This window comes from Hymenobacter sp. DG01 (genome assembly GCF_006352025.1).
Taxonomy (GTDB): Bacteria; Bacteroidota; Bacteroidia; order Cytophagales; family Hymenobacteraceae; genus Hymenobacter.
Map to the genome: position 1 here is coordinate 4424814 of NZ_CP040936.1, position 13377 is coordinate 4438190.

Annotated in this window: 11 protein-coding genes; 9 read left to right on the forward strand and 2 right to left on the reverse strand. The window is 60.6% G+C overall.

Features of this window, described 5'->3' with window-relative positions; genetic code table 11:
- Window positions 1-138: 138 nt before the first annotated feature.
- The 6 genes from secA (at window position 139) to FGZ14_RS18915 (ending at window position 8753) form a co-directional block, all read left to right on the forward strand.
- Complete coding sequence (gene secA / locus FGZ14_RS18890; RefSeq protein ID WP_139925710.1) at window positions 139-3540, forward strand: preprotein translocase subunit SecA; 3402 nt, start codon at window positions 139-141, stop codon at window positions 3538-3540.
- A gap of 115 nt (window positions 3541-3655) precedes the next feature.
- Window positions 3656-4333 (forward strand): deoxyribose-phosphate aldolase, encoded by a 678-nt coding sequence (gene deoC, locus FGZ14_RS18895; protein WP_139925711.1) that lies wholly within the window; start codon window positions 3656-3658, stop codon window positions 4331-4333.
- Window positions 4314-4868: a sporulation protein gene (locus FGZ14_RS18900; protein WP_139925712.1), complete on the forward strand. Its 555-nt coding sequence runs from the start codon at window positions 4314-4316 to the stop codon at window positions 4866-4868. The genes deoC and FGZ14_RS18900 overlap by 20 nt, the downstream gene beginning before the upstream one ends.
- Window positions 4869-4980: 112 nt before the next feature.
- Window positions 4981-6180, forward strand: a complete 1200-nt coding sequence (locus FGZ14_RS18905) for a M20 family metallopeptidase (RefSeq protein WP_139925713.1) — start codon at window positions 4981-4983, stop codon at window positions 6178-6180.
- A gap of 328 nt (window positions 6181-6508) precedes the next feature.
- Complete coding sequence (locus FGZ14_RS18910) at window positions 6509-6952, forward strand: Hsp20/alpha crystallin family protein (RefSeq protein ID WP_139925714.1); 444 nt, start codon at window positions 6509-6511, stop codon at window positions 6950-6952.
- Window positions 6953-7241: 289 nt separating this feature from the next.
- Window positions 7242-8753, forward strand: a complete 1512-nt coding sequence (locus tag FGZ14_RS18915) for a Do family serine endopeptidase (protein ID WP_257883283.1) — start codon at window positions 7242-7244, stop codon at window positions 8751-8753.
- Between the two features lie 77 nt (window positions 8754-8830).
- Here the strand turns inward: FGZ14_RS18915 and FGZ14_RS18920 are convergent, their stop codons facing one another.
- Window positions 8831-9238 (reverse strand): hypothetical protein, encoded by a 408-nt coding sequence (locus tag FGZ14_RS18920; RefSeq protein ID WP_139925715.1) that lies wholly within the window; start codon window positions 9236-9238, stop codon window positions 8831-8833.
- An 82-nt stretch (window positions 9239-9320) separates the two neighbouring features.
- Entirely contained in the window at window positions 9321-9773 is a 453-nt protein-coding gene (locus FGZ14_RS18925; RefSeq protein WP_139925716.1) for a hypothetical protein, read from the reverse strand.
- A gap of 222 nt (window positions 9774-9995) precedes the next feature.
- Between FGZ14_RS18925 and FGZ14_RS18930 the strand changes: the two genes are divergently transcribed.
- The 3 genes from FGZ14_RS18930 (at window position 9996) to FGZ14_RS18940 (ending at window position 13377) form a co-directional block, all read left to right on the forward strand.
- Window positions 9996-11594 carry an aldehyde dehydrogenase family protein gene (locus tag FGZ14_RS18930; RefSeq protein ID WP_139925717.1) on the forward strand — a complete coding sequence of 533 codons (1599 nt, stop codon included), beginning with the start codon at window positions 9996-9998 and terminating at the stop codon, window positions 11592-11594.
- 329 nt (window positions 11595-11923) lie between these two features.
- A complete protein-coding gene (locus FGZ14_RS18935) occupies window positions 11924-12487 on the forward strand; it encodes an RNA polymerase sigma factor (protein WP_139925718.1) in 564 nt (187 codons plus the stop codon).
- A 113-nt stretch (window positions 12488-12600) separates the two neighbouring features.
- A complete protein-coding gene (locus tag FGZ14_RS18940; protein ID WP_139925719.1) occupies window positions 12601-13377 on the forward strand; it encodes a hypothetical protein in 777 nt (258 codons plus the stop codon).

The following is a 13377-nucleotide window of genomic DNA, read 5'->3' on the forward strand; positions in this document are numbered from 1 at the left end:
CCAGTTGCCCTTGCAGCCGCCTGCCCTGTAGCTAGCAGAACCGGCCAGATTGTCTGTTGATTATGATATGGGGCGATTTTGGCTAGAAATCCTGTAAATTTGGGGAGCGCCCCGGCGTTTCAATTAAGGTAAACCAGCATGTTTGATTTTCTAGGGAAAACCGTCGCCAAGATTTTCGGTACCAAATCGGACCGGGATTTGAAGGAGATTGTTCCGTACGTGGCGCTCGTAAACGCCGAATATGCCAACTTGGCACAACTCAGCGACGATGAGCTGCGCGCCCGCACCGATGAAGTCCGGGCCCGGATCGACGCTTACCTGAAAGCCATCGACGACCAGATTGCCGCCCTGCACCAGCGCGTAAACGAGGATGCCTCGCTCGACGCCGTGCAGAAAGAGCAGCTGTTTGATCAGATTGACACGCTGGAAAAGCAGCGCAACAAGGAGCTGGAGGTGGTACTCATGGAAGTGCTGCCCGTGGCTTTTGCCATTGCCAAAGAAACTGCCCGCCGCTATACCCAGAACGGCCAGCTGGTAGTTACCGCCACCGACTACGACCGGGAATACGCCCGCCGCAAGTCCAACGTAACCATCCAGGGCGACAAGGCCATCTGGAGCAACAAGTGGACCGCCGCCGGCGCCGAAGTAACCTGGGACATGATCCACTACGATGTGCAGATCATTGGGGGGGTAGTGCTGCACCAGGGCAAGATTTCGGAAATGGCGACTGGTGAGGGCAAAACCCTGGTTTCTACCCTGCCTGCCTTCCTCAATGCCCTGGCCCGCCGTGGTGTACACCTGGTAACCGTAAACGACTACCTGGCCAAGCGTGACTCGGAGTGGAACGCGCCCTTGTTCGAGTTCCACCGCATCACGGTGGACTGCATTGACAAGCACCAGCCTAACACAGATGCCCGCCGCCAGGCCTACCTCGCCGACATCACCTACGGCACCAACAACGAGTTCGGCTTCGACTACCTGCGCGACAACATGGCCCGCGACCCGCAGGAGTTGGTGCAGCGTCGTCACCACTACGCCATGGTCGATGAGGTGGACTCCGTACTGATTGACGATGCCCGGACCCCGCTCATCATCTCGGGCCCCGTGCCCCGCGGCGACGTGCACGAGTTCTATCAGCTTAAGCCCCGCATTGAGCGGCTGGTGAACGAGCAGAAAAAGCAGGTGCAGCAGTACCTGGTAGATGCCCGCCGCCTCATTAAGGAAGGTAAGGACGGAGCTAAGGAAGGCGAAGGTGGGCTGGCCCTGTTCCGCGCCTACCGGGGCCTACCCAAGAGCAAGCCCCTGATCAAGTTCCTGTCGGAAACCGGCATGCGCGCCATTCTGCAGAAGACGGAGAACTACTACCTCCAGGACAACCAGCGCCAGATGCCCAAGGCTGATGAGCCGCTGTTCTTCACCATCGACGAGAAAAACAATCAGATCGAGCTGACCGAAAAAGGCATCGACCTGATTACCGGTCAGGGTGAAGACCACAGCTTCTTCATCATGCCCGATATCGGCTCCGAACTGGCCGTTATTGAGAACAGTAAGGAGCTGAGCGCCGAGGACAAGCTGCACACCAAGGAGAAGCTCATGGACGACTTCCAGGTGAAGTCGGAGCGTATCCACACCATTAACCAGCTGCTGAAAGCCTATACCCTCTTCGAGAAGGATGACCAGTACATCCTCACCGACGACGGCAAGGTGAAAATCGTGGACGAGCAGACCGGCCGCGTAATGGAGGGCCGTCGCTATTCCGATGGTCTGCACCAGGCTATTGAAGCCAAGGAAAACGTGCGCGTGGAAGACGCCACCCAGACCTACGCCACAGTAACTCTGCAGAACTACTTCCGCATGTACCACAAGCTGGGCGGCATGACGGGTACAGCTGAAACCGAAGCCGGCGAGTTCTGGGAAATCTATAAGCTCGACGTGGTAGTAATTCCTACCAACCGTGGTATTGCCCGCAAAGACGAGCACGACAAGGTGTACAAGACCGTTCGCGAGAAGTACAACGCCGTAGCCGAGGAAATCCAGACGCTGGTGCAAGCTGGCCGCCCTGTGCTGGTAGGTACTACCTCCGTCGAAATTTCGGAGCTGGTAAGCCGCATGCTCAACCTGCGCAAGATTCCGCACCAGGTACTGAACGCCAAGCAAAACCAGCGCGAAGCCGAGATTGTAGCGGCTGCCGGCTACCCTGGCACCGTGACCATTGCCACCAACATGGCTGGCCGTGGTACCGACATCAAGCTGCGCGGCACCGCCAAGGAAGCCGGTGGTCTGGCCATCATCGGCACGGAGCGCCACGAGTCGCGCCGCGTTGACCGCCAGCTGCGGGGCCGTGCCGGCCGCCAGGGCGACCCGGGTTCTTCTCAGTTCTTCGTGAGCCTCGAGGACAACCTGATGCGTCTGTTCGGCTCCGACCGCATTGCCAAGCTCATGGACCGTATGGGTCTGGAAGAAGGCGAGGTAATTCAGCACTCCATGATTACTTCTTCTATTGAGCGTGCTCAGAAGAAAGTGGAGGAAAACAACTTCGGCATCCGGAAGCGCCTGCTGGAGTACGACGACGTGATGAATGCCCAGCGCGAGGTAGTGTACAAGCGTCGCCGCAACGCCCTGCACGGCGAGCGTCTGGAGCTGGACATCTGGAACATGATCTACGACGTCTGCGAAGACATCGTCATCGGCCACAAAGGCAACAACGACTTCGAGGACTTCAAGCTGGCCATCATCCGCGTGTTCGGCTACGATACGCACCTGACCGCTCAGGACCTGACCGGCATGCAGCCCGGCCCGCTCACCCAGCGCCTCTACGATGAAGCCCTCGGCTATTATCACTCGAAAAACGAGTTCATTGCCGGCAACTCCCTGCCCCTCATCAACGATTTGCTGGGTCAGAACTCGCCCTACGAGAATATTGCCATTCCCTTCACCGACGGCCGCAAGCAGATTCAGGCCATTGCCAACCTGCGCCGTGCTCAGGGTAACGGTGGCCACGAGGTAATCCGGAGCATGGAGAAGGTGGTGGTGCTGTCGGTGATTGACGAGGCCTGGACCAAGCACCTGCGCGCCATGGACGACCTGAAGCAGGTGGTGCAGAACGCCGTGTACGAGCAGAAAGACCCGCTGCTGGTGTACAAGTTCGAGTCGTTCGAGCTGTTCAAGCAGATGATCAGCAAGGTCAATGAGGATACCATCCAGTTCCTGTTCCGCGCCGACGTGCCCATGCAGGCCGGCCAGGACGGCTACGACGAGCCCGAGTATTTCACCGAAGACGAGCTGCCCGTAGCCCCGCCCCAGCCCCGCCTGAAGGCTGAGAAAGAAGTATCGTCGGCTTCGCTGGGTGCCGGCCCCGAGGATCTGGAGCAGGATGGCGCCCAGGTACTGGAAAAGCAGCAGCCCGCCAAATCGCAGAAAGTGGCCAACCGCAACGAGAAGGTAAGCGTGCAGTACATGGACGGCCGTATCGTGCGCGACGTGAAGTTTAAGCAGGTAGAAGACGACCTGCTCAACGACCGGGCCGTGCTGATCGACTAACGGCCAGCAGGTAAATAGCAAACAGGCCGCGTTTCCAGTTGGAAGCGCGGCCTGTTTGTTGTAGCATGCAGGTCACTTCGCTAGTGCCGCTCACGTCCGTTACCTTTGCCTTCTTATGTCGCAAAAGCTCGCCGCCGCCATCGACCATACCTTGCTGAAGCCGGACGCCACCCCGGATCAGATAACCCAGCTCTGCCAGGAGGCTGCGGCCCACCGCTTCGCCAGCGTGTGCGTGCCGCCCTGCTACGTGCGCTTTGCCGCTGAGCAGCTCCAGAACACCGGAGTGCCCGTATGCACGGTTATTGGGTTTCCGCTGGGCTATGCGCTGGCCAAAGTGAAGTTCTTCGAGGCTCACCAGGCGCTGGCCGATGGGGCCACGGAGCTCGACATGGTGATTAACATAGGGGCACTGAAAGCGGGGCGGTTGGAAGAAGTGGAAGAGGAAATAGGGCAGCTGGCGGAGCTGTGTCACCTGCGCGGCGCTATTCTTAAAGTCATCATTGAAACGGCCCTGCTTGAGGAGGCAGAAATAATTACGGCCTGCCAGCTATGCGTAGAGGCCGGGGCTGACTTCGTGAAAACATCCACCGGCTTTGCCAACCGGGGCGCTTCCGTGGCCGATATTATGCTCATGCGCCGGTCGTTGCCGGGCGGGGTGCGTATCAAGGCGTCGGGTGGCATCCGGACCCGCACGGCCGCGCTGGCCCTGCTGGCGGCCGGCGCCGACCGAATCGGCTCCTCCAATAGTCTGGCTTTGCTGGAAGAACCCTCCCATGAAACATCTGCTACGTAACGTGCCGCTGCTGTCCACTTTGTTTGTACTGGGCGCCTGTGCCTCGTCGGGTCCGGCCGCGCCTGCCGCTTCCACGGCTACCCCTGATACCACGCGGCGGACTCCTGCGGCTGCTACCCCCACCGAGGATCTGAGCCGGTACCGGCCGGTGTTTGCCGCGCCCAAAGCGCCAGCCGCTGCGCCTGCTACCCCTGCCCGTCCGGTTACCCCCACCAACCACGTCAACCCCCAGATTGAGCAGCGCCTCCGCGACCAGGCCTTCACTAACCAGAACGTGAAGTACGCCCAGGGCTACCGCATTCTGGCCTACGTAGGTCTGGAAAAGGAGCAAGCTATGGCAGTGCGCCGCGCCGTCATCAGCCGCTACCCCGAGGAAACCGACTACCTTACCTACAAGCAGCCCATCTTCCGGCTCTGGATTGGCGACTACCTCACCCGCCTAGAAGCAGAGCAGGCCCTGCTGCGCATCCGGCCCCTGGCCCCAAAGGCCGAGCTGGAATCGGCGCAGGTGATTATCAACAAAACCACTTTCTAACCAGATCGGCACACTAAAATCCGGGGCCCCGAACGGTGGTGCCGGGTTCTTAGGCCGCCGCGGCTGTTTTTCTCCGCCACCACACGCGAAGCCGCAGCTTTGCGCCACTGCTATGCAACATCTACTGCCCCGCATTAAAACCCTGGCGGCCGAAACGGCGGCCGATACCGTAGCCCTGCGTGAGCATCTGCACGCCCACCCAGAGCTGTCGTTTCAGGAACATAACACCGTGGCTTTCGTGACGGAGCAGTTGCGGCAGTTGGGCCTGCAGCCTCAGCCCATTGCCGGCACGGGGGTAGTGGCCCTCATTGAGGGGCGCAACCCCGGCTCCCGCACCGTGGCTCTGCGCGCCGACATGGACGCCCTACCCATTACGGAGCAAAACGACGTGCCTTACAAATCCCGGAACCCCGGCGTGATGCACGCCTGCGGCCACGATGTGCACACGGCCTCCCTGCTGGGCGCGGCCCGCATCCTGACCCAGCTGCGCGACGAGTTTGAAGGCACCGTGAAGCTGATGTTCCAGCCTGGTGAGGAGCTGCTGCCCGGGGGCGCTTCTCTTATGATTAAGGAAGGAGTGCTGGAAAATCCACGGCCGACCAGCGTGCTGGGCCAGCACGTATTTCCGCGCCTGCCCGCCGGCAAAGTAGGCTTGCGGGCCGGCCGCTATATGGCTAGCACCGATGAGCTCTACCTGACTGTGCGCGGCCAGGGCGGCCACGGTGCCATGCCCGAGCAGAACATTGATCCGGTAGTAGTAGCCGCGCATATTATCGTGGCGGCCCAGCAGATTGTCAGCCGCCGCGCCAACCCCAAGCTGCCCTCCGTGCTGTCGTTTGGGAAGGTAATTGCCCAGGGTGCCACCAACGTTATTCCCAACGAAGTCTATATCGAAGGCACGTTCCGGACCCTGAACGAGGAGTGGCGCAACGAGGCTCACCAGCACCTGCGCCGCCTCTGCGAGGGCCTGGCCGAAAGCATGGGTGCTACCTGCGAGCTGGAAATCCGCCGGGGCTACCCCTACCTCGAGAACGAACCCGCCCTGACGGCCCGCGCTGAACAAGCCGCTGTAGAATATCTGGGTCGTGAAAATGTGGTCGAGCTGGATCAGTGGATGGCCGCCGAGGACTTTGCCTACTTCAGCCAGGCCGCCAGCGCCTGCTTCTACCGCCTGGGCACGGCCGCCGCCGACGGCAGCGGCCGCCACACCTCCTCCGTGCATACTCCCACTTTCGATATTGACCCCCGGGCCCTGGAAACCGGCCCCGGCCTGATGGCCTGGCTGACGCTACGGGAGCTGGCCGAAAAGTAGCCTTTCCCTACCCCCTGGTATAAGTCAGGGGTAGGGAAAGGCTACTTCGGATGCGCGGACGCTGGATCAAGCAGGAAGGTATGGTAAGGCTTCGTCAGCCTGCTAAATTATAAAAGCGTCAATTTGTCATTGTCTTGGAAAGCTGAATATGCTTGTTTAAACGATAATGAGCTGTGTTTATTCGAAATACTAAAGTTTGCTGCAGCGGATTATTTTCGGAGTAATGACAAATTGGCTGTAATGCTGCATTGGTATAGAATTTATAGAGTACAGGAGTCGCCGCACTGCTGGCGGCACTCAAACCTGAACTCAAAACTTCTATAGCACCATGGCAACTCTGCTGTATAACAACCTGCCTGCCCTGCGTCCTTCCCGCGCTTTCAGCTCGGTACTCAATGAAATGCTGCGCGACACGTTGCCCTCGCAAACCGCGCCTTCTCAGAGCTTCATTCCGCAAGCCGATATTGTGGAACTGGAGCAGGGCTTTGAACTGCACCTGATGCTGCCCGGTGTAGCTAAGGAAAACGTGAAGATTGACTTCCACGAGGGCAAACTCACGGTAACCGGTGAGCGCAAAGCGCCGGAAGCCACCGAGAACGGACCGAAGTTCCGGCGTGTGGAGTCGGGCTACGGGGCCTTTACCCGCACCTTCCGTCTGCCCGACACCGTGGACGTAACCGCCATTGATGCCCAGCTCCAGGACGGGGTGCTCCGCCTGTCGCTGCCCTTCGACAGCAAGAAGGTAACCAAGCATCAGATTGAAGTGCGCTAAGCGCGGCAGTTCAGGAAAAAAGGCACCCTTGCTGGTGCCTTTTTTCTTGTTTCGGGTGTTCTTACACCAGTAGCCGAAGGGTAGGAGCGGGCCGTTACCAGGCAAGTAATCTACCAACCGGGTTATTTCCTCCTTCAACAGGCATGCAACCGGACACCATTCGCCAGGTATCCAGCGTTAGGTAAGCAGCCAAGAAGCTCGGGCAGCTTAGAAAGCCCCGCCTCATGGTTCGCTCACGATTCTGTTGTATTTTCAACTCGATATCTTTCATCTCACCTCTTTCTTACCCATGCAAGCAAAACAAATGATGCTCGGTCTGCTCGGTTCCGCCATTCTGGGTGGAGGCGTGGCCGTGGGTGGGTACAAGCTGCTGGAACCGGAGCGCGGCCTTGCGCCCCAAACCGTAGCTGCCGACCCGAACGTTCGGTACACCAGTGAGTTGCGCAATAGCACTTACACCGTGCCCGAAGGGTTAAATTTTACGGCTGCCGCTGCTTCCGTAACCCCGGCCGTGGTGCACGTCATGACGGAGTATGCTCCCAAGTCCAGCCAGGGCGGCGACCTTTCACGCATGGACCCCTTCCTGCGCCAGTTTTTCGGGGAGGAGTTTGATCAGTACCAGGGCCGCGGCCGTCAGCAAGGACCCCAGCAGGGTTCGGGCTCGGGCGTTATTATCGCCGCCAACGGCTACATCGTGACCAATAACCACGTCATTGAGAAGGCCGACAAGATTGAGGTGGTGATGGACGACAAGCGTAAGTTTCAGGCGGAGCTGGTGGGCGCCGACCCCACCACCGACCTGGCCTTGCTGAAAGTGAAGGCCGATAACCTGCCCTTCGTGCGCTATGGCAACTCCGATAACGTGAAAGTAGGGGAGTGGGTACTGGCCGTGGGCAACCCCTTCAACCTGAACTCGACCGTTACGGCTGGTATCATCTCGGCCAAGGGCCGCAACATCAATATTCTGCGTCGCGAGGACAACATGGGCATCGAGTCGTTTTTGCAGACGGATGCTGTGGTGAACCCCGGCAATTCGGGCGGGGCCCTGGTGAACCTGAACGGTGACCTGATCGGCATTAACTCGGCCATTGCCTCGCACACGGGCTCGTTTGAGGGCTACTCGTTTGCCGTACCCAGCTCCATCGTGAGCAAGGTGGTGGACGACCTGCTGAAATACAAAACCGTGCAGCGTGCCCTGCTGGGCGTGCAAATCCGGGAGGTAGATGCTGCCCTGGCCTCGGAGAAAAAGCTGCCTACCCTGAACGGCGTGTACGTGATGGGCTTTAACAAGACCAGCTCGGCCGCCGATGCTGGCCTGCAGGAAGGCGACATCATCACGGAAATTAACGGCGTGAAGGTGAACACCTCCTCGCAGCTGCAGGAGCAGGTAGCCCGCTTCCGCCCCGGCGACAAAATCAAAGTAACCTACCTGCGCGGCAACAGCTCGCGCGTGGCTACGGCTACTTTGCGCAACGCCACCGGCACTACCGACATCGTTCGGGATGAAGTAGCTTCGACCCTGAAGTACGAAGGCGCCACCCTGGCACCGGTAAGCCGCCAGGAGCAGAGCAAGCTGGGTATTGAAGGCGGGGCCAAGATCAACGGCATCAAAGGCTCCAACTTCCGCGAAACCGGCATTGCCGACGGTTTCATCATCACCCGCATCGATAAGAACAAGGTGACCAAGCCCCAGGACGTGCAGCGCTACCTCGAAGCCGCCAAAGAAACTGATGGCGCCCTGGTAGAAGGTGTATATCCCGATGGCCGCAAAGCCTATTACCCCATCGGCCAGGCCCAGTAAACCTGCCGTTATAGAAAATGAAAACGCCCTCTGCGACCTTAGCTGAGGGCGTTTTCGTTTTCTATAGCCCGCTATTGCTACCCGAGCAGCCACTGCAATGCGGGGCCTTCTTCAATAAAGAGGTGCATGTGGTAGGTGCGCTCCGGAGCCAGCCCGAAGTTCAGGTACTGCTCCTGCGCCGGATCGGCCTTGTACACTTCCAGCCGCGCCGGGGAGCACAACACGGCTATGCGTAGGGGCTGGGGTGCCAGCTGGGCGGCCGCCTCGGGGTAAAACTCGTGGGTGGTCCACTGCCCGATTTCCGGGTCCAGCTCGTTGCGGCGGCGCACATCCAGCAGCCAACGGCTCAGGTGGTTGTGGGTAGCGGCCGCTAGGATGGCCTGGTAGTCGGCCCGCAGTTGTGCCGGAGCGGCCTGCATGGGCCAGCGAACTACCAGGATTCCCAGATCGGGGCGGCAAGTGATGGTGCAGGCGGTATCCGACATAGTGTGAAGATACGCAGCGTCCCGCGAATCCGGATTCCGGGGGCGTGTTGCGGCTGGCGCTCGGCTCGTCTGCCCGGTGGCTTTAGGCCGGCAAAGCGTAAGGGGCCCCTACCTCCTCCGACAGCAGCCACTGCATTACATCGGATTCGTTGAGGAAAATGCGCATCAGGTACGGCTGGGTCGGGTCCTGGCTGCGGGCAATGGCGGCGTGCCGGGCGGCAGGTTCGGCCAGAATAGTTTCCAGGCGGGTAGGCGAAATGAGGTAGCCCACCCGCAGCAGAGCCGGCTGCAGACGCACGGCTGCCGCGGGCAGGAATGTGTCCGACATCCAAGCCGAGCGCTCGGCTTGAACGGTTACGCGCCGGCGCACATCCACTACCCAGTGCACGATGCCGTGGTGCTGGGCCAGCTCCAGCGCAGCCTGACAGCCGGTCTGCAGTTCGGGCAGCGTAGTATCGCGCAGCCAGCGTAAAACCAGCACCTGCAAATCGGGTCGGTGCGTGAGCTGGAGGTAGTCGGAGTAGGAAGCAGACATGAAAAGCAGAAATAACGCGCCCCAAAAATAGGCGCTTACCCGGTAACGAAACAGCCGGCCCGGCAGTACCTCCTGCCGCAGTGCCGGCGCTGAGCTTCACGGAAGAACCCAGTGCGCCGGGCGTATTAGTTTTTATAGCTTGCTTTGCAGATGGCAGCCCGCTGGTACGCCGCGCCGCCCCACGCCTGGTTGCCCTTGACTCCCACCCAACCCTCTCTTTCCATGAAACAAGCCCTTGAAGAAGCTACCGCCACCGGTACCGATGTGCAGGAGCACGACCCCCACGGCATTCAGCAGGTACTGCAGGAACTGGGCATAGAGGCCCATAGCGCCGCCTGGAGCACCGGCCTGCAATGGGGTAGCCCCACCAGCGGCAACGTGCGTGCCATTCACTCGCCCACCGATGGCCGCCTGATTGGCACCGTAGCCATGGCTACCCCCCAGGATTACGACAAAGTAGTGGAGCAGGCCCAGCAGGCCTTCCAGACCTGGCGGCTGGTGCCAGCTCCCAAGCGCGGCGACATCGTGCGCCAGATTGGCAACAAGCTCCGCGAAAACAAGGAAGCCCTGGGTAAGCTGGTGAGCTACGAAATGGGCAAGATTTTGCAGGAAGGCCTCGGCGAAGTGCAGGAAATGATTGACATCTGCGACTTTGCGGTGGGCCTTTCGCGCCAGCTCACGGGCTACACCATGCACTCCGAGCGGCCCGCCCACCGCATGTATGAGCAGTACCACCCGCTGGGGGTAGTGGGCATTATTTCGGCTTTCAACTTCCCGGTGGCCGTGTGGAGCTGGAACGCCATGCTGGCTGCCGTCTGTGGCGACGTGTGCATCTGGAAACCCTCCGAGAAAACGCCGCTGGTAGCCGTGGCCGTGCAGCACATTCTGCGCGACGTGCTGCAAGAAAATGAGCTGCCGGAAGGCATCTTCAACCTCGTTATCGGGGATGCGGAAATTGGCGCGGCCATGGCCGCTGATGGCCGTGTGCCCCTGGTATCGGCTACGGGCAGCACCCGCATGGGCAAGAAAGTAGGCGAAGTCGTAGGCGGCCGCCTGGGTCGGGCCCTGCTGGAGCTGGGCGGCAATAACGCCATCATCCTGACTGAGCACGCCGACCTGGACATGGCCATGCGCGCCGTAGTGTTCGGGGCCGTGGGCACGGCCGGGCAGCGTTGTACCACCACCCGCCGCCTCATCATTCACGATTCGATTTACGAGGATGTGAAGGCTCGCCTGCTGAAAATCTACCCCAACCTGCCCATCGGCCACCCCCTGCAGGAAGGCAACCTGGTTGGTCCGCTGATTGACAAGGCCGCCGTGGAATCCTTCAGCAAAGCGCTGGCAACCGTGCAGCAGGAGGGAGGTACGCTGCTCATGGGGGGTGAAGTGCTGGAAGGTGCCGGCTACGAAACCGGTACCTACGTGAAGCCCGCCCTGGTAGAAGCCCGCAACGAGTACCACACGGTGCAGGAAGAAACCTTCGCGCCTATTCTTTACCTCATCCGGTACAGCGGTGGGGTTGAGGAAGCCATTACCCTGCAGAACGGAGTGCGGCAGGGCCTTTCCTCCAGCATCTTCTCCTTAAACATGCGCGAAACCGAAACCTACCTCAGCCACGCCGGCTCCGACTGCGGTATTGCCAACGTGAACATTGGCACGAGCGGTGCCGAAATCGGGGGGGCTTTCGGGGGCGAGAAGGAAACCGGCGGCGGCCGCGAGTCCGGCTCCGACGCCTGGCGGATTTACATGCGCCGCCAGACTAATACCATCAACTACAGCACCCAGCTGCCCCTGGCTCAGGGGATTAAGTTTGACGTGTAAACAGGGGTAGCACCGCATCCAATGGCCCGCCGGATTCTGTCTGGCGGGCCATTGTGCTTATTAGGGAGGCTAGTGAATGGTACTCCGGGCGGCTGCAGGTTGAGAAAAGGAGAGGGGGTAGGGAAGGAATTCAGGAAAGAGATGGTTAGAAGGCTAAGGATGGTTAGCGGCGGCGAACCGGCTCCGGCACTGAATACCAGCGCCCCGTGCAACCCCGCCCGCCGCCGGCTGTCTTTCACTTGCTTACCCGATAGCCCCAGCCGATTTTTGCCCGGAAAGTTGGATATTTACCATTCTCTCGTTTCCGAACCCTGCCAACCCAGCACTCTATGGAGGCATTTGCGTACACCGACATCAATGCCCCACTAGTGGAGCGCTGCCGCCTGGGCGACCGGCGGGCCCAGGCCGAAATATACAAGCGCTACTCCAAGGCCATGTTCAACGCCTCCCTGCGCATTACCGGCGACTATGCCGAGGCTGAGGACGTGCTGCAGGAGTCGTTTCTGAGCGCCTTCCGGGAGCTGCACAGCTATAAAGGCGACTCGTCTTTCGGCTCCTGGCTGAAGCGCATCGTCATCAACAAAAGCATTAACTGCCTGCGCAACCGGCGCCTGCAACTGGTGCCCCTGGCCGACCAGCACGACGGGGCCGCTCCTGACACGGACGACCACGGTCCCGACATGGAAGATCTGGGTTGGCGGGCCGATGTGGTGCGCCGCTGCGTACAGGAGCTGCCTGATGGCTACCGGGTAGTCCTCTCCCTTTACCTGCTGGAAGGCTACGACCACGCCGAAATTGCCGGTATTCTCAATATCACTGAATCCACTTCGAAGTCGCAGTACAGCCGTGCCCGCAAGAAGCTGTTGGAGCTGGCCCGCCAGCACGGTTTGTAAAGCCCGCGACCTGATTTATCCCTCCTGACGACGACCTGCTGCCCCTGTTGCGCTGGCCCACCCCAACCCCGACCAGCGCGCCGCCCTTGGCAGCCTGCCCATTACTACCGCACATGAACGAGAAGAAAACCGGACTGGAAGCCTTTGTTGAGCGCCACCGCGCCGACTTCGATGTGTTCGAGCCGCGCCCGAATCTGTGGGACGACATTGAACTGGAATTGACTGCGCCCGAAGCCGCCGAGGAGGAAGCTCTTTTGCGCATACTACCCCTGTACACGGCTCCTGAGGCTACGCCGGAGGTAGCGGCCTTGGTGCCGGCTGCCACGGATACCCCTGATCCGGCCGTCCGCTCGGCCCGCCCCTACGGCATTGCCGCCGCCGTAGCGGCCCTGCTGATGGCCGGCACCTGGTTCTGGCAGCACCACTCTGGCCCTGCTCCCTGGACCAGTAAAGGACCGGTAGCAGTAGCTGCTCCCAGTGGTTCCGGCGCCAGTGCGGTGGCCGCAGTGGAGGCTGGGGCCGGCCTGGCCGCTACTCCCGCCGCCGCGGGCCCCGAGCAGCGCCTGGCCGGGGCGGTACACCGCATGGAAGCCTACTACGCCAGCCAGATTGCCGAGCGCCAGCAGGAGTTGCGCGCCCTGGATCAGGAAACGCCCGCCACTGCCCCTCGCGCCGACTGGCAACAGGAGCTGCACAGCCTCGACTCTACTTACCAGCAGCTGCGCACGGAGCTTTACCGCAACCCCGAGCCGGAAGTAGTGCTGGATGCTATGGACCGCAACCTGCAGATCCGGCTCGATCTGCTGAATCAGCAGCTGCGTACCCGGGAGCAGATCCGGGACTACCATTCGCAGCCTAACATGGTGGCCGAAGGTCGCCGCAAGCCTTAA